Here is a 26,781-nt window from a genome sequence, read left to right as displayed (position 1 = left end):
TTTCAGTCCTTAGACGCTTTCTTCATCTGCCGGTGTAGTCATCATACTGAGAATATGTTCGCGCTCGGGCCCACGGACAAGCTTTTCGGCCTCGCCGAAATCAGCCGGCCCCACTTGCCCAAAACTCGGACAGTCGTAGGCTATCGGGCATGCCCCACACGCGGCCTTTCTGGCGTGGCACACACGCCTGCCATGGAAAATGATCCGGTGGGAAAACATGGTCCACTCGGACTTCTCAATCAGCTCGCCAATCGCTTTTTCTATGGCCACGGGATCGGTTTCCTCGGTCAGCCCAAGGCGGTGAACCAGTCGCTGGAAATGGGTATCCACTGTTAGCCCGGGCAGATCAAACGCGTTTCCGCGCACTACGTGTGCAGTCTTGCGCCCCACGCCGGGCAAGGTCACCAAATCCTCCAAGGCAACGGGGACTTCACCGCCGAAATCGGACACCAATTTCTGCCCCAGCCCAATCAGGTGCCCAGCCTTCGCCTTGTAGAACCCGGTCGGCCGAATAATTTCCTGCAGCTCTTCTACGTCAGCTGTGGCGTAGTCGGATGCTTGCGGGTACTTCGCGAACAGCGCCGGAGTAACTTGGTTCACCCGCACGTCGGTAGTTTGAGCGGAAAGAACCGTGGCCACGAGTAGCTCGAGCGGGTTAGTAAAATCCAGCTCAGCATGAGCATCGGGATACACAGTAGCCAGCGTGCGATTGATGCGCCTGGCTCTGCGAGTTCTCCCCAACCCAGTTTCTTGTCCCTTCGCCGCTGGGTGGGTGCCAGGACGCCGAGTTTTCAAGGGAGTGAGCGAGGCTCGAGGAGCAGACATAATTCCCACCTTAGCTTGTCCCCAAAATCGACTCCGGTATGGTTGAGGCCATGACAGCAATACTCGTATTTATTGTCCCAGTTTTGCTGGCTCTGTTTCCCATGGGAATGGAAAAGCTGGAATCCATGGTTGTGAACACCAAATAACAAGCATGTTTTCACTGTGCGCACAGCGAATTAAGAACGACTTTCCGCGCACCTCTGTTACTAGAGTGTTATCATCGTTAAGTGTGACAAACTTCGCCAAAATATCACATTGTGATAAGTCCGGCGTTAGGGTAATTGCTTCGCTTTTACCTCTGTGATCACCAACATGGAAGAAATCTTAAGTAGCCGAAACAACCTTTTGGCTGGGCCCTATCACTTTAGCCACCAATACCGTGACCAGGGACCGAAATTAATTGGGAGGAACACGAATGGACGGAGTTCACGAGACCCTATCTCGTGCCGGCATTTTTCAAGGCGTTGACCCTGTAGCGGTTGAAAACTTGACCAAGGATATGGAAACCGTACGCTATCCTCGCGGAGCCACCATTTTCGACGAGGGTGAACCCGGCGATCGGTTGTACATCATCATTTCCGGCAAGGTGAAGCTCGCTCGCCACGCTTCGGATGGCCGTGAGAACTTGCTTTCCGTGATGGGACCTTCTGACATGTTCGGTGAGCTTTCCATCTTCGATCCAGGCCCACGTACCTCGTCTGCAGTTTGCGTGACCGAGGTTCAGGCCGCCACCATGAACTCCGACATGTTGAAGAATTGGATCGAGGAGTACCCTGCCATCTCCCAGCAGCTCCTCCGCGTCCTGGCACGTCGCCTGCGTCGCACCAACGCATCCCTGGCCGATCTCATCTTCACTGACGTTCCGGGCCGCGTTGCCAAGACCCTGCTGCAGCTGGCTAATCGCTTCGGACAGCAAGAGGGCGGCGCCCTTCGCGTGAACCACGACCTCACCCAGGAAGAAATCGCCCAGCTCGTCGGCGCTTCCCGCGAGACCGTGAACAAGGCTCTTGCTACCTTTGCGCATCGCGGTTGGATCCGCCTAGAGGGCAAGTCCGTGCTCATCGTCGACACGGAGCACCTCGCGCGTCGCGCACGCTAGGCACAAAAGAACCGGTCCCAGTGGGACCGGTTTTTCGCTTGACGACGATTTAACTTTCTCTAAGCGTGATTCGATGCTTTCTCGCCCTGCTTCTCTAGGTACTTTAGCGTGACACGGGTGGATTGCTCAGCCGCCCCGCGCAACACTGGATCAACGTCGTCGTACATTTCGTCGACCAATGTCTTCACATCAACGTCAGTTCCGCGCTCTGCCCAGATCGAGCGAATCTGCTCAAGGCGACGATTACGACGATCAATGTACTTGCGTGCAAACGGTGCCAAATCTGGGGCCTCAGCGCCGTGACCGGGAAGCAGCATGACACCCTCGCCACGCTTTTCCAGCATGGCCAAGGTTTCTAGATATGCACCCAGATCACCATCAGTTTCCGAGATCATGGTGGTGTGGCGACCCGCGATGGTATCACCGGTCATAATGCCTTCGAGGTTTTCCTCATTGATTTCATCGGTGTAGATGAAGAAGCAGGCACTATCTGAGGTGTGTCCTGGGGTGTGTACTACCTCGACAGAAGGGGTTACACCATCGATGCTGATAATTTCGCCATCAACTAATGGTTCTGCACCAGAGCAGTAGCGAGGATCAAATGCGCGCACTGGCGCACCAGTTAATTGGCGGAAGCGTTCTGCGCCATCAGCATGGTCGTGGTGGCGGTGCGTAAGCAATATGAGGCCAACATTTCCGGCCTTTGACTTGAGGACATTAAGGTGCCCTTCATCTTCCGGACCAGGGTCAACGACAATACTGAAATCATCTTCAGGGCCACGGATAATCCACGAATTTGTGCCCTCCAACGCAGAATAGCTTGGGTTGGGGGCCAACACGACGGCGACCGAATTCGTTACCGGTCGAATCTGACTGTAAGCGGGGTGCTCCATAGCACCCAGCCTACAGGCCTGACGGGGTTTTTCTAATCCAAGCAGAGAAAAGCTGAAAGACTTAGTCCTCGAGCTCGACGATCAGTTCCACTTCAACTGGAGAGTTCAGCGGTAGCACCGCCACACCGACTGCAGAGCGTGCGTGAGCTCCCTGCTCGCCGAAAATTTCCTGCAATGCTTCACTAGCACCATTAATTACCGCTGGCTGCTTGGTGAAGTCTGGGTCGGAGGCCACGAAACCAACAATCTTCAAAACACGGGAGATCTTATCGACCCCGACAAGGTCATCGACTGCGGCAATAGCGTTGAGAACAGCTACGCGAGCAAGTTTGTACGCGGTTTCTTCATCAACCTCAGCACCTACCTTGCCTTCTGCAGGCAGTGCGCCGTCAACGAAGGGCAACTGGCCCGAAGTCCACACCTGGTTGCCCACTTGTGTAGCGGGTACGTACGCAGCCACCGGTGCTGCAACTGTGGGCAGTTCGATTCCGAGCTCGGCGAAACGCTTGGTCCAATTGGCCATTATTCTGCCTCGCGCTTCATGTAAGCGACTACGTTTTCTGGGTTTGGACCAGGTACAACGGAGACGAGTTCCCAACCATCTTCGCCCCAAGAATCAAGAATTTGCTTGGTGGCGTGAGTAAGTAGTGGCACAGTTACATATTCCCATTTCGTCATGGCCACTACTCTAGCGGTTAGATACCCTCTAGGGCACCGCCGGAGGATAAATATGCAGCCCAGTCGGTGATGTGTGGGTTCTTCCGCAGCAGCGCGCGACGCTGACGCTCGGTCAAGCCACCCCAAACACCAAACTCGACTTTGTTATCGAGTGCATCTGCACGGCATTCAAGCTGAACTGGGCAATGGCGGCAGATAACCGCGGCCTTACGCTGTTCAGCGCCTCGCACAAAGAGTGCGTCTGGGTCGCCGGTGCGACATTGTGCGTGGGTCACCCACTCGCCACGGTCAAAGGCCATCTGACCGTCTAAGTTGCTTTTTAAAGAAGTGCGCCTCGAATCAGTTCGGCGCTCGGAATGGTCCTCGAACCCTCGGGGCAGCGTTGCGGTCATAGTGATCTCCTTCCGGGAGGTCTTACAGCGCACGTTTGCGCTCCACCGTGTATGCACATAAGCGCAACACGTTCAACTAATTCACAATTATTAAACAGCGTAAAGTCGGTGAACTTTTATCTCCGCTGGTAAGTGTATTCACATACCAAACAACTTGTCGAGTAAGTCACACAATCAGGGGGTCGTAGCCATTCCCCCACAGAGGGAAACATCGTAGGGTATATGAGGTGACTGCATTGAAATCCCTAGCAAAACTACTTGGAGCCATCGTTTTGGCCGCAGTAGTCATCGCTGCATGCCTAGCCCCTTTCGCGGGTATCGGTGGTGTAGCCGTCGCCCGTACGAATGAAACGATGCAATCGAATCTTTCGGATTTAACGGACGGAACAGCGCCCGGCGTAACCACCATTACTGATATTAATGGCGAACCCATGGCGTGGCTATACAACCAGCGTCGCTACGAGGTCCCGTCGGAGGCGATCGCCCAATCGGTCAAGGACGCATTGGTAGCCGTTGAGGATCGTCGCTTCTATGAGCATGACGGCGTTGATATTCAGGGCACAGTTCGTGCCCTTTTTACCAACCTTCTTGCGGGTGGCGTCGAGCAGGGCGCTTCGACGATCGATCAGCAGTATGTCAAGAACTACCTCCTGCTCGTCGATGCGCAAACGACCGAAGAACAGACGCAGGCCACCGAGCAGTCCATTCCACGTAAGTTGCGCGAGATGAAAATGGCCAGTGATCTGGACAAGAGCCTGTCAAAGGAAGAAATTCTTGGCCGTTATTTAAACCTTGTCTCTTTCGGTAATCACGCCTATGGCATCGAGGCTGCCGCACAAACCTATTACGGCATTAGCGCATCCGAGCTTTCCGTGCCACAGGCTGCACTCCTCGTGGGCATCGTTCAGTCGTCGGAAGCTTTGAATCCGTACTACAACCCTGAAGGTGCAACGGAACGTCGCAATACTGTCCTGCAAGCCATGGCCGATGCCGGCTACATCCAACAAGACGAGGCTGATACATACATCCAAGAACCCCTCGGTATCTTGGAATCCCCTGCCACCTTGCCTAACGGATGTATCGCGGCAGAAGATAGCGGGTTCTTGTGTGACTACGCCCTGAAGTACCTGCAAGACCAGGGCATGACCGAGGATCAGCTCCGCAATGATTCCTACACCATCCGGACCACCCTGGAACCAGACGTGCAGGCAGCGGCCCATAATGCTGTGACTGCGAACGTTGATCCGAACGCAACCGGCGTCGCCGGAGTCATGAATGTTATTCGCCCAGGTGAGAACTCCCGCGACATCGCCGCAATGGTGTCTTCGCGCAATTACGGGCTCAATGCCGACGAGAATCAGACCTACCTCCCTCAGCCGACCTCCTTGGTCGGCAACGGCGCAGGTTCGGTATTTAAGCTGTTCACCGCTGCCGTTGCCATTGAGAAGGGAATGGGCATTGATACGAAGCTGCAAGTGCCTCAACGTGTTGAGGTGTATGGCATGGGCGACGGCGGAGCCGAAAACTGCCCTACCGGTGCTTACTGTGTCGAAAACACCGGTAGCTTCCCAGCGGAGATGACCCTGAAGGAAGCTCTCTCGAAGTCTCCGAACACACCGTTCGTCAATCTGATTGAGCAAGTCGGAGTCTCCGACACGGTGGACATGGCCGTGAAGCTTGGCCTTCGGTCCTACACCGATGAGGGTACGTACGGCGACACCTCGCTTGCCCAGCACATCAAGGAGGCAAACCTCGGCTCCTTTACTTTGGGCCCTACTCCTGTCAACGCTTTGGAGCTATCCAACGTTGGTGCAACGATTGCCTCTGGTGGTCGCTGGTGCCAGCCAAACCCAATTGCCGAAGTCACTGACCGCCAGGGCCAACAGGTCTATATTCAGCAGCCGGACTGCGAAAATGTCATGGACTCAGGAGTGGCGTACGCACTCGCCGATGCACTGGGCGGAGATGCTATCGCCGGCACCGCAGAAGCTGCCGCTAAACAATCCGGTTGGACGGCCCCAGTTTCTGCGAAGACGGGTACCACCGAGTCGAACCAGTCGTCGGCTTTCATCGGTTTCAATGGTGCACTTTCTGCCGCACCATATATTTTCAACGATGGCACGACCACTTCCTCGCTGTGTAGTTCTCCTGTGCGCCAATGTGCAAGCGGCAACCTCTTCGGTGGACGCGAGCCCGCTCAGATGTGGTTTAATGCTGCGTCGAATATCCCTGGCGCAGCCCAGGGCCAGCTCCCGGCAGCGGATTCGCGGTACCTAGCTGGCAATTCGCAAACACTCTTGGACAAGGTCAAGGGCCTCAGTGAAACAGAAGCCCGCAAGCAGCTCGAAGCCGAAGGCTACAAGGTGCAGACTAGCCAGGTGGCTGGCAACGGTGTCCCGCGCGGCGATGTTGTTAACGCCCGCTCGGAAAACCAGATCCTCACTTCTGGGTCAACGGTGATCTTGGAAATCTCCGATGGCACCTCACCTGCCCCAGCACCAACTCAGCAACCAGGTGGAGGAAACGGAAACGCCGGTGCCACCAATAACGGTAACACCGGCAACCAAGGTAATCAGGGCAACGGTGGCCAAGCGCCAGCCGCCCCGAACCTGCAGGACCTCCAGAACGAAGCAGACCGCATCAGCCAGCAGCTGGCAGATCTGCTTAACAGCCTCTAACGAAACTAGTTGGACAGGCGGTCTTTGACTGCCTGAGAAAGCCGCTTGCCATCTACCTGGCCAGCGGCTTTTTCCGTAGCAACCTTCATGACAGAGCCCATATCCTTCATGGATTCGGCTCCGGATTCAGCCACGGCCTCGTCGACAAGCGATGCAACCTCTTCGTCGGAGAGCTGTGTCGGCTGGTAATCCTCGAAGACTGCAACCTCGGCGAGCTCAGCGTCCGCCAGCTCCTGGCGATCATTTTCAGCGTAGATCTGCGCGGATTCCTTGCGCTTCTTGATCTCGCGAGCCACAACCTTCAACACGTCTTCGTCGGTGAGCTCATGCTTGGTGCCGGAGGTTTCCTCGGTCTGGATCGCGGCGAGCAGCATGCGGATCGCGCCCAGGCGGACCTTGTCCTTGGCCTTCATTGCGGTTTTCATGTCATTGCGGATTGTGTCCTTTAGTTCACTCATGGGCTCAAGAGTACGCCACGGGTAACATTGACACGATGAAGTTCTCCTCGATCCTCCGCACCACCGGAATATTGGCTGCCACCGGTGCCGTTGCTGGCGCTGCAGTCGTCGCTTATGGCGTCAGTGAACTCAACAATTTCCGCCTGAAAACCTACGAATTGCCGCTCCTCGAGCCAGGCACTCTGCGCGGCAAGGAGGCCTTCACGATCCTCCATATCTCAGACCTGCACATGATCAAGGGGCAAGAAACGAAGATCGCGTGGGTCTCCGCCCTGGATTCGCTCTCCCCTGACCTGGTGATTAACACCGGAGACAACCTTTCCGACGAGCGCGCCGTCCCCGATACCCTCCGCGCGCTCGGCCCCCTGCTCAATCGCCCCGGCGCATTCGTTTTCGGCACCAACGATTATTGGGCGCCGCGCATGGTCAATCCGCTGAAGTACCTCACCGGCGCTAAGCGCACGCCGTCTTACATCGATTTGCCGTGGAAGGGCATGCGCGCAGCCTTCATCGAGCATGGCTGGCAGGACGCCACGCACAAGCGGTTGGAGTTCCAGGTGGGTTCGGTGCGCTTGGCCATCGCGGGTGTCGACGATCCCCACCACAACCTCGACGATTACGATCAGGTCGCAGGAGCTCCGAACCCAGACGCCGATCTGTCGATCGGCTTGTTGCACGCCCCTTATCGACGAGTGCTTGAGCGATTCGAAGCCGACGGCTACCAGCTCGCCCTCTCAGGTCATACGCATGGCGGCCAGATCTGCCTGCCAGGTGAGCGCGCGATTATTACCAACGCGGACATTGACCGGAAACGCGCCTCGGGGCTCCACCGCTTTGGCAAGATGTGGATGGAAGTCAGTAATGGCCTAGGCACCTCGCGTTTTGCCCCTGTTCGTATCTTCTGCCGACCTTCCGCTTCGCTGATCAAGGTCACTGAGCGCAGCTAGCTTTCGTCTCTTGGGCGATCTTGGGCGATTTGGGGTCTTTCGAAAACCGGGCGTATAGTTTTCGATAGCACTTGAACGTGTTTCGGGATATGGCGCAGCTTGGTAGCGCACTTCGTTCGGGACGAAGGGGTCGCAGGTTCAAATCCTGTTATCCCGACCAATCACCGCGACGGTTTTGGGAAACCAACCCAAATCGTTTGGGAAACTCAATGTGGACGGGGTAACATGGCCGATTTTGGTCTGATACCCCGTTTTCTTTGCACATTTCCGTGGTCAGCGACCCGAATTCAGCAGCCTAACGGCGTAGTGGCTCTATTTCGGACATGCTAAAGAACCAGGTGAAATTGAAGTGTCGCTTGTGTTGACGATACTTGTTCAACTGGTGAAGTTGATTGCTTTGTGATTTTCGTGATTCCGCTAGGCAACTCGTCGGTACTCAGGAAGCCGATCAGTTTGTTGAGTATCCGAGCGATTCGAACCCATCGGGGGTGGAGCCTCCGGAGGCGGTGAAACTACTATGTTTCTCTCGACGCGATGGAGGAAGTTCCTAATGAGATAGAGGTTAATCGCGACTACCCCTAGCATGGTGAAAAACCATGCGGCGGCGAATCCTCGCATCAACCTTCGAGTATGGTCCCCGATGGCAGCACCGCCCCGAGAGTTTTTGAGCAAGTCGTTACGAGTCTCAATGATATTCCTATATGGCCCATAGATGTATTCCCATGCGGCGCTCTTATATGCAGGTCCTGTTTGACGATACTTTGCACCTACGCTGTTCGGAATCGTCACGGAAGTTCGATTCGTACAGCATTTTCCTCGATCTTCGAATCGAGGAGTTTGTGTCTTGAGCACACGTTTTAAGCGCTTTTGCTTGGCATCTGATCGATCTTTGGTGCTAGCCAGAGAGCAATATAGTGTCTTGCCCGAGCCCTTAGCCGGGCACATGAAAACAGTGGATTCGCCGGTATCGTCTTTTCCTTTGGCCCGCATTTCATATTCTCGACGAGCCTCTATCCTTTCTTCATAGGTTTCTTTGTCAATTAGACCTTCGAGAAAGTCTTCAGTGGCGGAGACCAAGATTTCTGGAATAACAGGACACATCCATCGGCCTTCAACCAGTTTCATCGTTTCATAAGTTTCCTGTTTGCCACGCTGGTTCTTGGGATAGTCTCCGACTATTTCGTATCCAGCTTTTCTCAAGGGAATATGGTAATTCTCCGGTTTAGCCCCTGGGAAGTACGCTCTGTCACCTACTATCGTGCCCCGAGGCTGAGTCCTATCGTCCAGAATGCCTTTCATTGCCTCTAAAGCTCGTTGGGCAGGTTTGAATCCTGGTCGATCCATCGACATCGCAAGAATGAGATGTGGCTGATTATGTGGCCCCTGATCGCAAATGACCGATGAGATAATAGTCGCCTCATATCCCCATTTGGAAACTTCTTTGGATTTCTTGATGGCCGCTTTGGTTCCCTTATGGTTTCCCTCACGGACGTACCAACCACCATCTGGGTCACTTGACATCAAATGGTGAGGTTTTGGGTCCTTGGGAATTGACTTTTTCGCACCTGCAATGAAGGTTCCATCGAGAGCGATATCGCCCTTCCAATTATTGCGATATTCCTCGGGAAGCTCAGCAACGGATTCTGTAATCAGCCTGTTGAAGAATTCCGTCGCCCGCGCCCAACGCTGTTTCTTTCTCGTTTCATCCCCGAATTGCTCTTCCAGCTTGTCAAATTCCGCCTTGGTTAGGCGTTTTCCATGAGGGAAGTAGTCAAAAGGGTCCACAATGGCGAGTACGCGTTTCACCGAGCGCCAAATACGGTTGTACCAACGCATTGACCATGTGCGATAGTCATCGCCAAGCTTCTTCGCTTGAGCTTTTGTCGGCAGGCCAAGGGCCTCTAATGCATTATCTGTAGTGTCATCAGCGCAAAGCATCGCTGTTAGCTGAGTGATATGCAGCGGTCGTCCAGAGGTGGCCAGAATACAGCAAAGGATGAGCACGGTTCGGTCGCTTATCACAGAAGGTCGCCCGCCCTTCTCTGGCATTCTGCCTTCTTCTGCACGCCATTTCTCTAGGAGTTCAACAGCGTTTGCTCGATCAACCATTGCCCCGAATCGCTCGACCTGCGCACGATCAAGTCGGGCAGAAGTTTGAATGGGGTAAATTGCGCCGGCCACTTTGGCCACCTCCTTTCTGGACCTAGTGAGAATGGAACTATGTATTTCAGCTAAAGGTTGCGAGGGTGACTTTTTGGTATTTCTGTCTTTAGTCCTGTTGTCCACGCATGAAATTCGTCAGCTTGCATGAGGCCAGATGAAAGAATGGTTCGCTTATACGCCGCTTTGACGCCACGATGGATACCTGCCGCCGAATCCAACAATTCGTACGGCACACGATGAGCGACATGTTCTAACACCCACGTATGCCGAAGGCGGCCAATAGTCGGCATTAATCCACCAGAGTGTTGTGTAGTGGTCTTTTCAAGAAATCTTGTGACCAAAAGAGCTGGATAGCTCGAATTCCTAGTTTGGCTTTCTGGGCTAATGACGTATGTATTAGGCCCGAACTCATGTCGTGCGGCTTCTACGATTCTGTGCAGGTGGCTGTCCCACGGAGCAGTAACCGGGACGGATCGCGCCCTTGTAGTGGTTGTCCCTGGCGTTCGCACGATTATATGCGACCGGTCATTGCTCACATCATTGGCGGTCACGTGAACTATTTCGCCGGTTGTAAATCCAGCACCCAGAGCGAGTGAGACGATAGCAGTTGCTCTGTCCCTCGAAACTCCCGAAGGCCTGTTTTCGATCCAATCCTTGATGTCTCGAATTTCTTGAGGGGTGTAGCTAGGAGCTTGAGAGGGCTGGCCGAGCCCAAAGGGTTCAGGTTCCCATAGATTCTCGTCTTCGGGCCCCTCAGAATTAGTGTTTTGGTTTATCTTGGAGACAATTCGATTGAGGACACGAAGCTCCTGCTGAAGAGTTGATGGCTTCTTTTTCCCTTGACATGCATCGATGTAATTCTGCACCGCACCGTAGTCCGTAAGTACGGGCACAAGATCGTCATAATCCAATGTCAAGCCATAGTCCTTGGCTGCCCAATTTAAGAATTTCCGTAAGTGCGAACGCACGCCTTGTCGCGTTTTTTCGTGTTGAGGTAAGACAGAAAACTGGTGGTCTATTGTGTCGATCACGTCATCAACCTCCGCCAGTGTGCGATTATTGTTTTGGTTATTGTTTTGGCTATTGAGTTGGGTACGCGGTTTCCCAGCTAAAGGGGGTGCAGACTCATCTCTACTTCCCCCGACAATTGGGGACATATTCCCAAAAGTGCTCCCGTCAGGAGTTACCCTTCGTGGCCCGACGCTCGTAATATCAATGACCCCGTCATCTTGAAGCTCCAAGACTTTTCCCGAAATCTCAGAGACTTCGTCAACAACGGAGAGCGATTTCCGTCGATTGCAGCTCTGGCTAGAGCCAGTGGCCTTCCCACCTCGACCGTTAGCCGAATTATTCGTGGAGAACTGAGCCCTAGTGCGCACACCATCGCCCGCATTGAACAAGCCTGCCAGGTTTCTTTGTGGCCGCACCATGAGATCAAGAGATTCGGGACTCGCCCCCATCGAAATAAGTCAAGCTCCAGGGAGTCAGGCCCGCTCGAAACTACTGTGAGCTGCGGTTTTCGATCAATGTTCATACCTCTTATCTAACGGAAGCAACCCATTAGATCTAGAGGCTTCATTCAGCTGTGTTATTGTTTTCGGTTTATTTCTTGTAGCTGGAAAAGCCGAGTTCAAAGCGTGTAATTACACATTCGGTCTTTATTCCTTTGCGAAATTGAAAAAAGAAATTCAATATTGCGTATACGCAACGAGACTCTGAACCCATCGCTATCATTCAATCGTCTTCTACAAGGTGCAAATGAGTTACTTCCGCTGAATCGCCACCTTCATCCATCGGTGTGAAGCCACCTTGAAGCATGAATCGAAAATTGTTAGATCGAAGCGCCCCAGCTTCGAGAACAAACTCTCCAAATTGATGGAGACTTCGTAGACCTGCCGCAGCACAGATAACATCTTCTGGAATACCAGCGAGGATTCGATTCTTTACCCACGTATTGCGAAGTCGGCGCGTGTCTGGTGGCGGAGCTTGAGCAACTGATGTCACTCTCTCAAGAAATGCCGATAGTAGTGAAACATGCTCGTTGTCGCGCCCTGGCCGGAACACATAGTCATTCGGTTCAATGACATCCAAAACGTTGTGAATATGCTCGTGATACTGGACATGCAAGGGTACAGTCCTTGGTTCTGCTCCGCGAAAACCGAATGGGCTTATCAGAATTCCTATTCCGTCTACCCTGACGTCGCTCGCACGTAGTTTGCAGATTTCTCCAGCACGTAATCCAGCCCCCAGCGTTAATGCCAGAATTGTCCAGTAGTCTTGCTTCCTTTCTTCAGTCGGCTGCATGCTGGCTCTGGTTCTAAAACGTGTTATTTCATAGTCCTGGTAGGGCTGCAGCGCCGGTGTATAGGAAATTGCGTGTTGAAAATCAGCGTCCCACTCAGGATTTACCATCTCTCCCACTCTCATCAGCAGAGATCTCTGAGTGCCGGCAGTGCTTTTTCGTAGATGTGCTACGTCTTCTGACTCAAAGTAGTTTCCAATCATCGTGGGCTCGAAGACTCCCTCACGGGTGAGTTCTCCATACAGCGTCCACGCGAATGCCGTAAGTCGTGATACAGCACCTAGGGTCACGCGCAATGTGTCTCGTGATGTTGTCGCAGCATCAATGTTGAGTTCAACCACCACCGACCTGACAAATTCTTCAATTTCCGACCACACGACGGAGTTCACACTGGTGGGCGTGTAATTCTGGATTATGGATGCAAATTCGGCATTGGTGAAGTGACGTTGTGCCATAGGTTTCCCTCCATTTTGCCTGATACACGTATCGATCCAAGCAGCTCAGAGAATTGGCTACTCGGTGACGAAAACCAGGCGATGATTACCTGTTGTGGCTACCCCTCGCTTGAGCGGGCCATCTATCGCAAGTATGACGTTGCGCATCCGCAACGTGCAACTGTCATCTTTACCCATTAATGGCGGGGAATAATGCTCCCCAAAGACTCCATATTGACCGTCCACTCAAACATTGACCATTAATCCAGGTTCAACGTTGTTCGTTCGAAAAAGCGATTAATCAAACAAGAAACAGACATGGTTCACTTTTGGGGGTAGCACCCACAAACCTCAGCAGAAGCTGCAGTGTCACTGAAGCAAGCGAAGTTACTTCAGATAGCAATCCATCCCGTCCCGTACCTCAGCTAGGGTCGGCCACAGCTGAACGTCAAGAGCGATTTCGATGGCGGCGATGTGTTCGGCGCGCGGCCAGACAAGTCCATTCATCATATTATGCAGTGACACGTGATTGACGCCGACGTGTTCGGCAGCCACGCGCAGAGACCACTGTCGCCGACGAAACTCTTCCCTCATTCGATAAGCAACAATTCGCAAAGTTTCGGCATGAGCCCATTTAGAAGTGATCACATTGTCCGGGGAGACGAGATCGCAAGGATCAGGCCATTCCGGGTACAGATCGACGGGGTGCACAGTTTTAGGTCGAGGCATATGAGTTGTCGCCATCCTCCAGGAACGCCTGATTTCGTTGGCAATATTTTATCCCAATGGGGCTTGCAAAAAAGGGGTACTCCAACTATTATGTTAATAACAATTAACTTAATACCGCAAAGGTTTGCCTGATTTGACTTATGACGACGGCAAAAATTCTCCCGCGAAAGTGGGGCTGTAGCATTGGAATCTAGCAAAAAAGCACCTTTGGTTACCTGCAAGATGGAGATTTAACTTGAGTCCGAAAACTGCGGAGGCACAGCGGAAAGCACTACATAAGCAACTTGATAACATTGCAAACGACGTGCGGGGCCAGGTTGACGGCTGGGATCTCAAGGGTTATGTTCTCGGAATCTTGTTCTACCGCTACATTTCAGAAAAGGTCTCTCACTATGTGGAAGATCTCGAATCGGATGCAGACTTCTCCTTTGCGGAGATGAACGATACCGAGGCCGAGGCCGCTCGCCCTTCCGTGGTTGAAGAGTTGGGTTACTACATCCCGCCAAGCGAGCTTTTCGAAAACGTTCTTGACGCCACCAAGCCCAAAAGTGATCAGAACCCAAACCTCAATGTGGATCTTGCGAATATATTTCGTCGCATCGAGGACTCCACAAAAGGTGAGCCTAGCGAAGGCGATTTTGCCGGGTTGTTTAGCGACATAGACACCAGTTCACCAAAACTAGGACGAACGCCTGAGGACCAAAACGCATCGCTGCGAGGTCTCATGGGGCGAATTTCCGACCTTGATCTCGGCGATTTCTCGGATTCTGAAATTGATCAATTCGGTGATGTGTATGAATATCTCATGAACATGTTCGCCACTCAAGCCGGTCGCTCTGGGGGTGAGTACTTCACCCCGCAGGCGGTTTCAGAGGTTGTCGCTCGCCTAACCATGATTGGTCGAGACACCGTAGAGCGAGTTTACGACCCCGCCTGTGGTTCCGGTTCGTTACTCCTCAAATTCGCAAAGCTCGCAGACAATAAAGAGATTGACTATTTTGGCCAAGAGAGCAACTTGACGACGTACAACCTTGCCCGCATGAATATGATTCTGCACGGAGTGGGCTACGAGCATTTCGATTTCTATAATGATGACACGTTAAAGCACCCACACCACTGGGATCAACAGCCTTTTGATGCCATCGTGTCTAATCCTCCCTACAGTACAAGCTGGGATGGAGATTCCGACCCCGTGCTTATCAATGATGAGAGGTTTACCCCTGCAGGAGTTTTAGCGCCCAAATCCGATTCCGATCTTGCCTTTGTTATGCATATTCTTTCTTGGCTCAAGGATTCTGGTACTGCAGCTGTTGTGTCGTTTCCTGGCGTTCTGTACCGTGGTCGTGCCGAACAGAAGATTCGAAAATATCTCATTGATTCGGGATTCGTAGAAGCTGTTATCCAAATGCCTCCGAACCTTTTCTACGGTGTCAATATCTCAGTGTGCATTCTAGTATTGAAGAAATCCAAGACAACAAACGATGTGGTGTTCGTTGATGCATCTGGCGAATTCGTCAAAGACGGTAGTAAAAATTACCTTACGCCGGCAAACCGCGATCGCATTGTGGGCGCCGTAGAAAAGCGCGAGGATGAGGAGCACTTCGTCCGAATTGTTGATGCAGCCGAAATCGCTGAGAATGACTACACCTTGTCTGTGTCTACTTATGTAGAGAAAGAGGACACGCGCGAGATCATTGATATTGACGCGGTCAACGCTGAACTTGCTGAGCTCGAAATTGAACGGGTTGATTTGGTAGCCAAGATCAATGCGTTCATTACTGATGAGGAAGTGGGCGCTAATGAAGCCTGATTCGCTTTACTCGGACTATATATCGCAGCAAATAGGAGCGCTGTTAACTCAACAGTGTCCTAATGGGGTGAGTGAAATCAAGCTGAAAGATCTGATACAAGACATTAGAACCGGATTAAATCCTCGACAGGACCTGACCCCCGTTTGGTAGACACCTAACATCCCAACAATCTGGGACTGAAAGGTAATCTCCACACCATGCCAAGCAAGACCTACACCGAAGAGTTCAGACGCGATGCCGTCGCGCTCTACGAGAACTCCCCGGGCACCTCGCTCCAGACCATCGCCACTGATCTTGGGATCAACCGTGCCACCCTGCATAACTGGCTGAAAAAATACGGCACCGGTGCCCGCACCAAGATCAGCTCTAAGGATTCAGCTTCCCCGGCCTCGGTGACGGAGGCCGAGCGGATTCGACAACTCGAACGAGAAAACGCCCGGCTCCGGGAAGAACGTGACATCCTGCGGAAAGCCGCTAAATATTTCGCGGAAGAGACGAACTGGTGATCCGCTTCCGGTTCGTTGATGACGCCCAGAAGAACCATTCGGTTAAGCGGTTGTGCGAGGTGTTAAAACTCAACAGATCTTCGTTCTATAAATGGAAAAACAGCAGTTCAGCCCGCAGGAAACGCCTCATGTCCGACGCGATCCTCGGCGCCCGCGTCAAGACTGTATTCGCTGCCGAACGCGGTTGCTATGGGGCGAAACGGATCACGGCTGAACTCAAAGACCAGGCCGGTCATGGCCCCGTGAACCACAAGCGGGTTGCCCGAGTCATGCGCGAACTCAAGCTGTTCGGATATACAAAGAAACGCAAGGTCACCACGACCGTCTCAGATCAGAAGAAACCCGTGTTTCCTGACCTTGTCGGCCGGAAATTCACTGCCGATAAACCAAACCAGCTCTACGTCGGGGACATCACCTACCTGCCGATTGCGGATGGGTCGAATATATATCTGGCCACGGTCATTGATTGCTATTCTCGCCGACTTGTTGGTTTCGCGATCGCGGATCATATGCGCACGTCCCTGGTGCAGGATGCTTTGCTGATGGCTAAGGGCCAGCGTGGAAGCCTTAAAGGTGCGATTTTCCACTCGGATCACGGCAGCGTTTACACCTCTCACGCATTCCAGGACACCTGCAAAGAGCTTGGAATTAGGCAGTCAATGGGATCAATCGGCACCAGTGCGGACAACGCGTTAGCGGAGTCTTTCAACGCTGCGCTGAAGCGGGAAGTCCTCAAGGATTCCAAGACCTTTGAGAATCAATTGCGCTGCCGCCGGGACGTGTTCCGCTGGTGTATCCGTTACAACACGGTGCGCCGACATTCCTGGTGTAAATATCTCGCGCCTGCGGTGTTTGAGGAGCGCGGTCCTGCTATCCTGAAATCTGCTTCCTGATTAAATCCTCCGTGTCCACTTCCCGGGGGTCGGGCCCACAGCACTTTGAACTGAATACGCCTGATGCAACGAACTATTACATCACAGTTAGGGAGCTTGATGATTGGTCAATTGCCACCTCTGAGAAAACAGATTTGGTGAATGATGCAGCCCTAAAAAAGATATCTCACCGGGCAAGAATTAAGGTCAATGATGTCTTGTTCTCTAGCGTTGGAACAGTAGGGCGCACAGCATTGGTCACTGAGGCTGCTACAAATTGGGGAGTCAAGGAAGGTATCTATGTTCTGTCATTCGATGTTCAACGAGTCGAACCGAAATATGCAGTTCATTGGCTGAGGTCTTCCCAGTTTCGGAAGAAGCTGTTCAATCTCATGGACTTTGGTTCAATGAGTAGTATCTCAATGAAAAAGCTGCAGCGTATCTCAATGCCTCTCCCACCCATCGAAGTGCAACGCAAGATAGTGACTATTCTTGATTCCTTCACCGATACTGAACGAAATCTGCGCCGAGAGCAGGCTTTACGACAAAACCAGGTTGAGCATTATCGAAATGTACTTTTGAATCTAGACAATCGGCTTGAGTCTTTTTCTGATACCCCAAGAATATCTCTCGAAGAGATCGCAATCTTGGTTCGGGAGAAAGAAGATGTAGAGAAGTTTCAAACATCAAATTTCACATCAGTTGAAAACTTACTTCCTGACAAGAGAGGCCGTGTTAACGCCAAGAAACTCCCCCCTCAAGGAAGAGCAGACGTGTATGAACGGGGAGACGTGCTTGTTGGAAATATCCGACCATACCTAAGAAAGGTATGGTTCGCAGACTCCACCGGTGGCACTAATGGTGATGTGCTTGTGTTTCGAGCACGGAACGACGTAAGTACGCCCGTACTTCCAGAGTTTCTCTTTCAAATTTTGGCATCAGATCCCTATTTCGCTTTTCTCCAAAATAACCGAAAGGAAGGAAAAATGCCTCGTGGAGATCGAGCCAAAGCATTGAAGTTCCAGATCACTCTACCCCCAGTCGAGACTCAAAATGCGATTGTCCGCGACCTCGGAAATTTCACCTCTATGGAGAAAGTGGTTGAACGAGAGATAGAACTATGCGCCAAACAACTTGAGTATTATCGAAATCAATTGTTGGATTTCCCTATTGCTTGAGTCCCTAAATTACAAATAGCTTCTAATTTTCGAAAGATGCGCTACCGATCATGTCTGAGTTCGAACACCTGAATTCCCCTGATTCTCAGCCCGGGCACCCGAGCTACAATGTTGCAGAGACCGAGCACAGCACGGTTATTGCGTCCTTCGACCCGTCGCAGCGGCCCCGGCCAAAGGCTGCCCAGTCAGAGGCGGAATTGGAGGAAGATTTTCTCACTCGCCTCACTACTGTCGGTTACGAGCGGGTCACCATCCGAACGGAGGACGAACTCGTATCGAATCTGCGACGCCAGCTAGAGCGACTCAATAAAACCGAGTTCAGCGATGCCGAGTGGACGCAGGTATTCGACCACCATGTTGCCAATCCGCAGCACAAACTAGTAGATCGCACTCGTCTGCTGCAGACTGACCCTCGTTTCACCATCACCCGAGATGACGGAACCCAGATCAATGTCATGGTGCTCGATAAGCGTAATCTCATGGTTAATCACCTCCAGGTGACAAATCAGTACACCACGCCGACTGAAGGTGGAAGCAAGCGATCCAAAGCGTCGCGCTACGACGTCACCGTGTTGATCAATGGTCTGCCCATGGTCCATGTCGAGCTAAAGCGTCGAGGCGTGAAATTACGTGAGGCTTTTAACCAGATCAGCCGTTACCAATCGACGAGTTTCATTGCAGGGTCCAAACTATTTGAGTATGTCCAACTCTATGTCATCTCGAACGGAACAGATACGAAATATTACTCGAATACTACCCGTGACCAGGTATTACGAGCTGCCAACAAATCCAGTGCCTCGGTTGTAACGCAGAAATCGTTCGCATTTACGTCGTACTGGGCCGATGCTAAGAATAGAATCATTTCAGATCTGGCCAGCTTTGCAGAAACGTTTATGCCCAAGCGCAACCTATTGAATATTCTCACCCGCTACTGTGTGTTCGATTCTGGTGACAACCTGATGGTCATGCGCCCTTACCAAATCGCTGCCACTGAAAAGATCCTCAACCGGATTACTGCCACAACAAACACCAAGTTGTTGGGGACCGCTGAGGCGGGCGGCTACATCTGGCACACCACTGGTTCAGGAAAGACACTGACGAGTTTCAAAACTGCTCAACTCGCCACCGAGATTGACGGTATCGATAAGGTCATCTTTGCCGTGGACCGTCAAGATCTCGACTATCAGACGGTAAAGGAGTATGAGCGTTTCCAGAAGGGATCGGTGTCATCTAACACGAGTACAACAATTCTTGCGGCTCAGCTTGGTGACCCCGAGGCCATTAAAAAAGTAAGCTCGAAGAATGTCGTGATGTCGAAAATCATTGTCACGACGATCCAAAAGCTCAATGCGTTTGTGCATTCCAAAGCGAAGAATTCACGCTATCCAGGCCGCGTTGTTCTTATCTTTGATGAGTGCCATCGCTCTCAATTCGGTTCCATGCATAAACGTGTAAGTCGGTATTTTAATAAGCGACATAGCTTTGGTTTTACGGGCACTCCGATTTTTGACGAAATTGCTCGACGCGATTCAGCGGGACAGGTGTTTACAACTGGCGCGGTCTTCGGGGACCGACTGCATACTTACACAATCGTGGATGCAATCAAGGACGCGAACGTCTTGAAATTCAAGGTTGACTCTAACGAAACGATGACTGCTGGTATCACAAACAATCCAGCCATGAACTCTGCGGATCGTGAAATAGCACTGCGCTCACCTGCACGTATATCTGCGGTGGTCACGCATGTTCTTGAAAGCTTTACCCGCTACACCAAGCGTCAGCGCAGTTTCACTCATACTGTTGTCGAACGGGACTTGAGCACTGGGAAAGTAACTCAAAGCAGCGCGAATGTTTTCGGGTTCAATGCGCTGTTTGCAGCGTCGAGCATTGCTGCAGCGCGGTCTTACTACGCAGAGTTTGCCCGGCAGCAGCAGGAAGCTTGGGCTAACGACCAAGTACCGCCGTTAAGAGTGGCAATGATTTATTCTAGTGCCATTAACCAGGAGGCGGCTGACCAGGTTGCCGGTAATGTCGGCGAAGAAAACATGGACGAGCTCCATCTTTCCGAGGATGACCGTACTGCGCTCGAATCGGCGATTGAGGATTACAACTCGTTGTTCGGGACGTCTTTCAGCGCATCAGCCACAAGCTTTGCGAATTACTACAAAGACCTATCTCAGCGGATTCGCAACCGTCAGATCGATCTTGTCATCGTCGTCAATATGTTCTTGACGGGCTTTGATGCACCAGCACTGAACACCTTGTTTGTTGACAAGAACCTCAAGCACCATGGATTGATTCAGGCATTCTCTCGAACCAATCGCATCATTAACCCGATCAAGGACGCCGGCATGATTGTCACATACCGTGATCTGTCGGAGCAGACGGATGAAGCGCTTGAGATGTTTGGTGACTCCGAAAAGGTAGGCCGTCTAGCCTTGGTGCGCCCTTATAGTGAGTTGCTCGCTGAATATGTAGCAGGTGTTGAACAGTTGCATTCTATCGCCGAACCTGGTGAACATATATACGGAAACGAGCGCCAGAAGCGCTTTGTTCAGTCGTTTTCGGCTATTTTGCGGCTCCATAATGTCTTGTCTGACTTCGAGCAGTTTGACGAAGATAACCCGCTAAACGACTTTGATCTCAGTGATTACATGTCGCGCTACCTCGATATTCGTGACCAACAACGCAGCGATGAAGAAAGCGAGGTTGCTAGCCAGAACGGCGATATTGAACCCTCGGGCGAACAGTTAGAGTTCGAGATCGAATTAGTCCGACACATCAGTGTTGATGTTGATTACATCATATCTCTAGTAGAAAAGGCCCGCGCTGAACATAGCGATGGCCGTGTGACCGAAGATTACGAACGCGAAGTAGAGCGGATGATTGATGCTTCGCCAAAGCTGCGCCCGAAGAAAGAACTCATTTTGGAGTTCCTTAACCGTGTCAATGGTGAGGGCTTTGACGGTGATCTGAATGATTACCTGCGAGACAAATGCGTTGAAGAAGTTCAGCTTGTGGTTACCGACAAGCGAATGAAGACGCCTGAGGCTTATGCTTTTATCGCCAAATGCTTCCAGGAGGGCAAGGTAGCAGTCGAGGGTACCGCCCTCATCAAAATCCTGCCGAAAATGTCATTGTTCGCCAAGGACAATGCCCGTGAAATTGCCAAGCGCGAGGCTGCACAGGCTATTGAGTCGCTAGTCGAGCGTTTTGGAGAGGTTGTTCCACCGGAAGCAATTCGTGCACTGCAGGAAGGTTAACTTATTTCTTCTTACTGCAAGCCCAATCCAAAGGACCTCCCTAGTCGATTTTCACTCGGACTATCCTAGTGTTTCAATCACGGTTGATCCAAGCTCTTCCATCGCTCCTGTAAAAGCAGCGTCTCCGGCCCTCGCACCAATGCCACGGATCTTGTCGAAAATACTTCGAATAACGCCTTTGTTTGGGGTTCCTGCTTGCAACTCGTCCGAGACACGCTCTAACTCAGCTTCGGTTTCGCGTCGTTGATCTGGTTCTAGCTCATATATTCCGAGATCAATACCCTTGATCAAATCTACGAGTTCAGAAATTTTTAATCCATTCTGTATCGACTGCGCGTTAGACCCAATTGCGACGGGACCCGAAGCCTGCTCGATCCTAGTATCGTAGTGATTCTCGATATATTTTTTAACGACTCTGTCTACCCTTTCGCTGCTTGGAAGTGTTTCCATAGGGTTTGATTTCGTAAGATCTGCGATCATTGAGCTTAGTACCGTCCGAATCCGATCTACGATTCCCGAAAAATAAGACTTATCTAAATTAACCGAAATTTCTAAGATTTGATTAAGCGGAGCGTACTTGTTGTTGTAGATATCCCGAACCATCAGCAATTTTCCCGGCAAGAATTTGACAGCCTTTTCCTGTAACGAAAATTCCATCAATGTTTGCAGTGGCTGAGTAAAGTATAGATTTTCTGGATAGTATTCCCTCGCTTTTTCAGGAACATTGAATGGGCTGAGTGGAGTGTTTGAAATGAATTGATTTCCCGCCTGCAGCGTAGCAAAAACAGGTGGATATTCTAGTGTCCTGTACTCAGGCACTTCAGCATCTTCATCCTCCGGGTATCCCTCTAGTTCTTTCCTGGCCCAATCTTGAAGAAGTTGCGAGTTTGTATCGCTACCGAGGAAAATACAAGCTCGAAGTAGATCAGGCAATGGACGGCCTTCAATGAGACCGCTGCGGATAGACAAAAGTAATGAATCAGGCACACCAACAGCTTATGCGCCATCATCGACAGAATGCCTTTATTGGCACCTTTTCATAGATCACACATTCGAAAATGCTTTCATCCTCAGCTTTCGGCACACTCTGCCGTTCAGCTTCGGCAAGACACAGCCAAGCCCTCGTGCAATACTAGCTTCGGCCACCACGGTTGAGATACCCACGCACCACCCCGAAATGCTTGGGCAAGCCATTGCCCCCCGCACTGGCGCAAGTCTCCTGTGGTGTCCCCGGGGGCTGCTGCAGGGCTACTTTACATAAGGTTGCTTATCGGTCTAATTAGTTTAAGTCCCTCGGCGCTACACATCTATCGTCCGTTCTTGATGCTTAGCCTCTCCATTTTCGGTCCAGGTAGCCTCAATTTTCAATGTTCCGTGAGCTAGGGGGATCGCGGTCCACGAATAAACTGAATCGGGTTGGAGCGTGATCGCCTCGACGTGTTCGGCGAATTTGAGCCGGACCCTTTCCGTACCTGAGACAGTAAAGACGAGGTTCTCTGCCGCAACGTCCCCCTTGTTTTCAACAACGAGACGGTTCTTTGTGACTTGGTACTGCATCTTATTTTTACTATCGAGACCCTTTTGTTTTTCTTCGTGATCGTGACGCCACTTCAAATTGGCACCTACTGGCCTAGGCCGTCGAGCACTACCAGTATCTGACCAATTGGACACGTCGATGTCATATTCAAGTGCCTGAATTACTTGCCCGGCAAGATCTTCAGGGTCTTCGTAGTCTCCTAAGAGTCCTTCATCCCGCAATTCCAGTTTAAAGTCGTTCAATTTAGCTTCCTGGTCGCGGTCGAAATCACGAGGCAACGCAGCATTGGAAAAGTAGATGTGCACTGGCTTGCCCTTTTCATGGGCACGATGAATTTCTTCAGCAGTGCCTGACACATCGACGCCTGTGGATGATCCGAGTCGGGCGTCAAAAAACGCGACAACTACGTCAGCTTGATCAACGGCTTGAGAATTGATCACAGCTTGAGCGCGTCCACCAAGCGCTGGTACTGCATTACGCTCATACAGCCATGGGAGGAGAACAACTCCCTGTCTACGGCCATTACTGATGTTCCAGTCATTGATTTTTTCACGAACGGTAGCCCGCTCTTCAGCAGTGTCACCTGGGGACGCAATGAGTACAAGAATTCCAGTCATTTGTTGGGTCATGCCATTACTGTATCTGTAGCGATCGAAGCGCCGCGTTCGGTATTAGCACATTTGTGCCACTCCCGATTGGACACCATACTTCAAAAGAAATGCCCCTGTTGTCAAGAAGTTTTCCTGACAACAGGGGCATTATGTTGAAATCCTCTGACGTAACTAGTCAAACTTTCGTTTGTCGAAAATGGAATCACTCAGAGAATCAATTAGAACTGATCGCGCAGCTCCGTCCCATGAACACAGGTCAAGGTAGTTTCCCAAAACCGTCGCCGCCGCGTGGCACCCTAGAACTCATGGTTCTCCGGAGTCGCGGGGCGTTTTATATTCAGTGACGTGGCCACAAAGGTGCACTTTGCAAGATATCACCATTATCTGACCTGGGGTTTTAGATTTCACGGTGCGTTAGGTCCGGTTTTTCGCTTCACGACGACTCCCTCGCCGAACCTAACGCACTGCGAAATGCAAAAGCCCAGGTCGCTGAAAACAAAGTCCTGCGAAGTGCACCTATTCTCTATTAATCAGATCCGACCTAGGCCACGACCGCAAACTCGTCCTTAGTAGCCAACTTCTCCTGCGGGGCACCGCGCCAGAGCGCAACCACTCCAACTAGCGCAAGCACGGCAGACAGCACGATCCCGATCCACATCGCCTGGGTCGAGCCACCATTGCCGGCGGCGGAAAGTGCCGTCGTGGTCCAGTGCAAAGGCAGGGCACTGGCAATCTTTTCCCACACCATTGCAACTGGCCCAACGGCAGCGGTGCGCCAGACCCAACCGACTACGCCCACCTGCACAGCTGTGAAGGCAGCCGAGATAATCGCCCCTGCGCGCAAGCCGAAGGCGCACAGCAAAATCCAGGTCAGACCGGTCGAAGCAATGGCTCCAAGAGCGAGCGCCAGGGTGAGCAGAAGCATCGCTACTGGGGAAAGGCCAACGCCCAGAACCATCACCAGGATCAGTCCAATTACGGCCAAGAAAGCGGTGCCAAATCCGACGATGCTCCACTTTCGGTGCGGTGCAACAAATGCCGCAAGCGCAACAGCCACTCCCCCGAGCACCATCAGCGCACCGATCAGGAGAGCCACCAGCGGGGACAAGGCCGAGGTAGGAGCCGAAGCATTTGCAGAATCCGAAGCAGCCGTAGGCGTCGGAGCCGGGATCGCGCGTTGGACAGCGTCAATCTTGTTTCCGGTGTTGTCCGCCATGGTGTCTACTTGGACGGCTCCGTCGTAAAGCTCTTGTGCACCATCGCGGGCGGTGAAGGTTCCGTCGCGCAGCTCCGTGAGACCAGAGGCCAGATCCATCGAGCCGGTGGTTGCGGCGTAGACGCCGTCGTAAAAGGCATAGCCAGGCGTGCCCAGTTGGTTGGCAATCTCGCGGGAACCATCACGCAGCTGGGTCAACTGGGTTTCCATGTCTTGGGGAAGCTTGGCCATTTCCACCTGTCCACGCAGGTTGCTCAGGGTGTCTCTAGCCTTTTTCACCTCGGGGTCTTTAGTGCCCTCGGTAGATTTCAGGGCCTCGTCGATAGCAACTATGACCTGGCCTTTGACTGCCTCGAAGGTTACGACTGTGTTGACTGCGGACTCGACCCCGTCGGCGATTTGGTTCGCGCCGGAACCGAGCTCGGCAAGTCCCCCGCTCAGCGCATTCATGCCGTTGGAAAGTTCGGTGGCGCCGGACTGGGCAGTGTCGGTGCCGTCGGCGAGTGTCTGGACTCCGTCGCGGAGCTGTTCGGTACCGTCTTTGAGCTGGGAAGTTCCCTGGGTGAAAAACCCGACCTGAGCTCCAGCTTCACCAGCTGCACGGCGCGCATCAACGAGTTCGTCCGGACCAGGTTGCGTGGGTGGGGCGCCTGCAATCTGTTCACCTGCCGACCAAGTAGATGCCGGGCTCATGGGCAAAAATGCGCCAATTACCAGGATGATCAAAGCCAAGGCGAAGCGGATCTTCATGTTTGAAAAATTACTTAACCGTGTGACCTTTAGGCGTAGGCGCACCGTAAAGGAACCTGTTGGTAGGTTGCGTCCGTTAGCGTGGTGTATCTGTAACTGCCGGTGACAACCCTCATGAATGCACGAGGCGACCACCGCAGTACCTTTCGAATCAACTCCTACATCTCCTCGAAAGGGACACCACGATGGCCGCTGGCCCCCATTCTATCGACCCCACCACCTATCTCGACGACCTGCTGTCTCAAGCCTCCCCGGACCTGATGAGACAGATGCTCCAGGGCTTCATCAACCAGATCCTGTCCACCCAGGCCGACCAGATCTGCGGCGCCGAATACGCCACCACATCCGAGTCCCGCACCAACGTCCGCAACGGCTACCGCCACCGCGACCTCGACACCCGGGTTGGCACCATCGACGTCGCCGTGCCCAAGCTGCGTACCGGTTCGTTCTTCCCCGACTGGCTGCTGGAACGACGCACCCGGGCCGAACGGGCCCTGACCACCGTGATCGCCACCTGCTACCTCAAAGGTGTCTCCACCCGCAGGATGAACGACCTGGTCGCCAGCTTGGGGATCAACAACCTGTCGAAATCACAGGTGTCAGAGATGGCCAAAGACCTCGACGTCATGGTCGAGGACTTCCGGACCCGGCCCCTGGATACCGGACCCTACCTGTATGTTTCATGCGACGCGCTGACGATGAAGGTCCGTGAAGGCGGCCGCGTGGTCAAAACCTCCGTCCTGCTGGCCACCGGCGTCAATGCCGAAGGCTACCGCGAGTTACTCGGTATGCAGGTCGCCACATCCGAGTCTGTGGCCTCCTGGACCGGGTTCTTCCGCGACCTCAAGGCCCGGGGCCTGGATCAGGTGTACCTGGTCACCAGCGACGCGCACCTGGGCATCCAGCACGCCATCAGCGACGTCCTGCCCAACGCGTCCTGGCAGCGGTGCCGGACGCATTTTTCGAAGAACCTCTCCGGCCTTGTGCCCAAGACGCAGTGGCCGACATTGTCGGCGATGTTCCAGACGATCTTTCAGCAACCCGACGCCCAGGCTGTGTGGGATCAGGCACGGGAGGTGGTGGGCTTCTGTGAGCAGAAGTTCCCCCATGTCGCGGACTACCTCGAGGAGTCCCTCGATGAGCTGCTGGCGTTCACGAACGCGCCGAAGGCCGTGTGGACGAAGGTGTGGTCGAACAACCCGACCGAGCGGTTGAACCGGGAGATCCGCCGGCGCACCGATGTCGTCGGGATCTTCCCCAACCGCGACGCCGTCGTCCGCCTCGTCGGTGCCGTGTTGGCGGAGCAGCACGATGATTGGATCCAGCAGAAGCGCTACATGTCGTTGACGAGCCTGGAGCAGACGAAGGCGATGATGGCCAGCTCTGTGATCGACGCCAGGGAATCCACTCAGGAGGTTGCATGAGCCCGCGCCAGCATC

The 26,781-nt window shown here is 52.7% G+C and carries 23 protein-coding genes and 1 tRNA gene; 11 read left to right on the top strand and 13 right to left on the bottom strand.

All coding sequences use genetic code 11. The annotated features are described in order from the left end of the window. Nucleotides 1-9: 9 nt before the first annotated feature. Complete coding sequence (nth, locus tag ACXZ66_RS01830) at nt 10-825, bottom strand: endonuclease III (RefSeq protein ID WP_458750097.1); 816 nt, start codon at nt 823-825, stop codon at nt 10-12. Nucleotides 826-1,240: 415 nt separating this feature from the next. Here nth and glxR point away from each other — a divergent pair, with 415 nt between their 5' ends. Beyond that, nucleotides 1,241-1,924 carry a CRP-like cAMP-activated global transcriptional regulator GlxR gene (glxR, locus tag ACXZ66_RS01825; protein WP_458750096.1) on the top strand — a complete coding sequence of 228 codons (684 nt, stop codon included), beginning with the start codon at nt 1,241-1,243 and terminating at the stop codon, nt 1,922-1,924. 59 nt (nt 1,925-1,983) lie between these two features. Here the strand turns inward: glxR and ACXZ66_RS01820 are convergent, their stop codons facing one another. The 4 genes from ACXZ66_RS01820 to ACXZ66_RS01805 all read right to left on the bottom strand — a co-directional run bounded on the left by ACXZ66_RS01820 (nt 1,984) and on the right by ACXZ66_RS01805 (nt 3,794). Next, nucleotides 1,984-2,817, bottom strand: a complete 834-nt coding sequence (locus tag ACXZ66_RS01820) for an MBL fold metallo-hydrolase (RefSeq protein ID WP_458750095.1) — start codon at nt 2,815-2,817, stop codon at nt 1,984-1,986. 61 nt (nt 2,818-2,878) lie between these two features. Continuing rightward, the gene (locus ACXZ66_RS01815) at nt 2,879-3,340 is read right to left on the bottom strand and encodes a RidA family protein (protein WP_458750094.1); all 462 of its coding nucleotides are present in this window, start codon (nt 3,338-3,340) and stop codon (nt 2,879-2,881) included. Further along, nucleotides 3,340-3,495, bottom strand: coding sequence for a DUF4177 domain-containing protein (locus tag ACXZ66_RS01810; protein ID WP_458750092.1), 156 nt, complete (start codon nt 3,493-3,495; stop codon nt 3,340-3,342). Before ACXZ66_RS01810 ends, ACXZ66_RS01815 begins: the two co-directional genes overlap by 1 nt. 17 nt (nt 3,496-3,512) lie before the next feature. Then, on the bottom strand, nt 3,513-3,794 hold the full coding sequence (locus tag ACXZ66_RS01805; RefSeq protein ID WP_458751235.1) for a WhiB family transcriptional regulator: 282 nt from the start codon (nt 3,792-3,794) through the stop codon (nt 3,513-3,515). A gap of 320 nt (nt 3,795-4,114) precedes the next feature. Between ACXZ66_RS01805 and ACXZ66_RS01800 the strand changes: the two genes are divergently transcribed. Beyond that, nucleotides 4,115-6,565, top strand: coding sequence for a transglycosylase domain-containing protein (locus ACXZ66_RS01800; protein ID WP_458750091.1), 2,451 nt, complete (start codon nt 4,115-4,117; stop codon nt 6,563-6,565). Nucleotides 6,566-6,570: 5 nt separating this feature from the next. On the opposite strand, the gene ACXZ66_RS01795 is transcribed toward ACXZ66_RS01800, so the two are convergent. Then, nucleotides 6,571-7,023, bottom strand: a complete 453-nt coding sequence (locus tag ACXZ66_RS01795; RefSeq protein ID WP_458750089.1) for a GatB/YqeY domain-containing protein — start codon at nt 7,021-7,023, stop codon at nt 6,571-6,573. A gap of 35 nt (nt 7,024-7,058) precedes the next feature. Between ACXZ66_RS01795 and ACXZ66_RS01790 the strand changes: the two genes are divergently transcribed. Next, nucleotides 7,059-7,970: a metallophosphoesterase gene (locus ACXZ66_RS01790; RefSeq protein ID WP_458750087.1), complete on the top strand. Its 912-nt coding sequence runs from the start codon at nt 7,059-7,061 to the stop codon at nt 7,968-7,970. An 83-nt stretch (nt 7,971-8,053) separates the two neighbouring features. Next, nucleotides 8,054-8,130, top strand: a tRNA-Pro gene (locus ACXZ66_RS01785). 257 nt (nt 8,131-8,387) lie between these two features. Here the strand turns inward: ACXZ66_RS01785 and ACXZ66_RS01780 are convergent. Together ACXZ66_RS01780 and ACXZ66_RS01775 are read right to left on the bottom strand one after the other, a co-directional pair. Next, complete coding sequence (locus ACXZ66_RS01780; RefSeq protein ID WP_458750085.1) at nt 8,388-10,151, bottom strand: hypothetical protein; 1,764 nt, start codon at nt 10,149-10,151, stop codon at nt 8,388-8,390. A 50-nt stretch (nt 10,152-10,201) separates the two neighbouring features. Beyond that, nucleotides 10,202-11,290, bottom strand: coding sequence for a hypothetical protein (locus tag ACXZ66_RS01775; RefSeq protein ID WP_458750083.1), 1,089 nt, complete (start codon nt 11,288-11,290; stop codon nt 10,202-10,204). 72 nt (nt 11,291-11,362) lie between these two features. On the opposite strand from ACXZ66_RS01775, the gene ACXZ66_RS01770 reads away from it, so the two are divergent. Further along, complete coding sequence (locus tag ACXZ66_RS01770; protein WP_458750081.1) at nt 11,363-11,680, top strand: helix-turn-helix domain-containing protein; 318 nt, start codon at nt 11,363-11,365, stop codon at nt 11,678-11,680. 187 nt (nt 11,681-11,867) lie between these two features. Here ACXZ66_RS01770 and ACXZ66_RS01765 read toward each other — a convergent pair whose 3' ends face one another. Continuing rightward, nucleotides 11,868-12,890 (bottom strand): site-specific integrase, encoded by a 1,023-nt coding sequence (locus ACXZ66_RS01765; RefSeq protein ID WP_458750079.1) that lies wholly within the window; start codon nt 12,888-12,890, stop codon nt 11,868-11,870. Between the two features lie 15 nt (nt 12,891-12,905). Between ACXZ66_RS01765 and ACXZ66_RS01760 the strand changes: the two genes are divergently transcribed. Continuing rightward, on the top strand, nt 12,906-13,070 hold the full coding sequence (locus ACXZ66_RS01760; protein ID WP_458750077.1) for a hypothetical protein: 165 nt from the start codon (nt 12,906-12,908) through the stop codon (nt 13,068-13,070). A gap of 186 nt (nt 13,071-13,256) precedes the next feature. Here the strand turns inward: ACXZ66_RS01760 and ACXZ66_RS01755 are convergent, their stop codons facing one another. Continuing rightward, a complete protein-coding gene (locus ACXZ66_RS01755; protein WP_458750075.1) occupies nt 13,257-13,379 on the bottom strand; it encodes a hypothetical protein in 123 nt (40 codons plus the stop codon). A gap of 454 nt (nt 13,380-13,833) precedes the next feature. On the opposite strand from ACXZ66_RS01755, the gene ACXZ66_RS01750 reads away from it, so the two are divergent. The 4 genes from ACXZ66_RS01750 to ACXZ66_RS01735 all read left to right on the top strand — a co-directional run bounded on the left by ACXZ66_RS01750 (nt 13,834) and on the right by ACXZ66_RS01735 (nt 21,228). Then, complete coding sequence (locus ACXZ66_RS01750) at nt 13,834-15,408, top strand: type I restriction-modification system subunit M (protein WP_458750074.1); 1,575 nt, start codon at nt 13,834-13,836, stop codon at nt 15,406-15,408. 198 nt (nt 15,409-15,606) lie between these two features. Beyond that, nucleotides 15,607-16,808, top strand: a protein-coding gene (locus ACXZ66_RS01745) for an IS3 family transposase (protein ID WP_458748508.1) whose coding sequence is annotated in 2 segments (ribosomal slippage) — nt 15,607-15,901 and nt 15,901-16,808 — 1,203 coding nt in all. Because the reading frame shifts where the segments join, the coding sequence is not laid out codon by codon here. Between the two features lie 11 nt (nt 16,809-16,819). Beyond that, the gene (locus ACXZ66_RS01740; RefSeq protein ID WP_458750072.1) at nt 16,820-17,965 is read left to right on the top strand and encodes a restriction endonuclease subunit S; all 1,146 of its coding nucleotides are present in this window, start codon (nt 16,820-16,822) and stop codon (nt 17,963-17,965) included. 50 nt (nt 17,966-18,015) lie between these two features. Next, entirely contained in the window at nt 18,016-21,228 is a 3,213-nt protein-coding gene (locus ACXZ66_RS01735) for a type I restriction endonuclease subunit R (protein WP_458750070.1), read from the top strand. A 60-nt stretch (nt 21,229-21,288) separates the two neighbouring features. Here the strand turns inward: ACXZ66_RS01735 and ACXZ66_RS01730 are convergent, their stop codons facing one another. The 3 genes from ACXZ66_RS01730 to ACXZ66_RS01720 all read right to left on the bottom strand — a co-directional run bounded on the left by ACXZ66_RS01730 (nt 21,289) and on the right by ACXZ66_RS01720 (nt 25,342). Next, a complete protein-coding gene (locus ACXZ66_RS01730) occupies nt 21,289-22,215 on the bottom strand; it encodes an AbiTii domain-containing protein (RefSeq protein WP_458750069.1) in 927 nt (308 codons plus the stop codon). Between the two features lie 312 nt (nt 22,216-22,527). After that, nucleotides 22,528-23,394: a hypothetical protein gene (locus ACXZ66_RS01725; RefSeq protein WP_458750067.1), complete on the bottom strand. Its 867-nt coding sequence runs from the start codon at nt 23,392-23,394 to the stop codon at nt 22,528-22,530. Nucleotides 23,395-23,917: 523 nt separating this feature from the next. Further along, nucleotides 23,918-25,342 carry a hypothetical protein gene (locus ACXZ66_RS01720; protein ID WP_458750065.1) on the bottom strand — a complete coding sequence of 475 codons (1,425 nt, stop codon included), beginning with the start codon at nt 25,340-25,342 and terminating at the stop codon, nt 23,918-23,920. A 185-nt stretch (nt 25,343-25,527) separates the two neighbouring features. Between ACXZ66_RS01720 and ACXZ66_RS01715 the strand changes: the two genes are divergently transcribed. Further along, entirely contained in the window at nt 25,528-26,766 is a 1,239-nt protein-coding gene (locus ACXZ66_RS01715) for an IS256 family transposase (RefSeq protein ID WP_458749673.1), read from the top strand. Nucleotides 26,767-26,781: the final 15 nt, after the last annotated feature.

The organism is Corynebacterium sp. S7, assembly GCF_054401105.1.
Note: the sequence above shows the minus strand (reverse complement) of the source record. Positions and strands in the feature narration are given on the sequence as shown.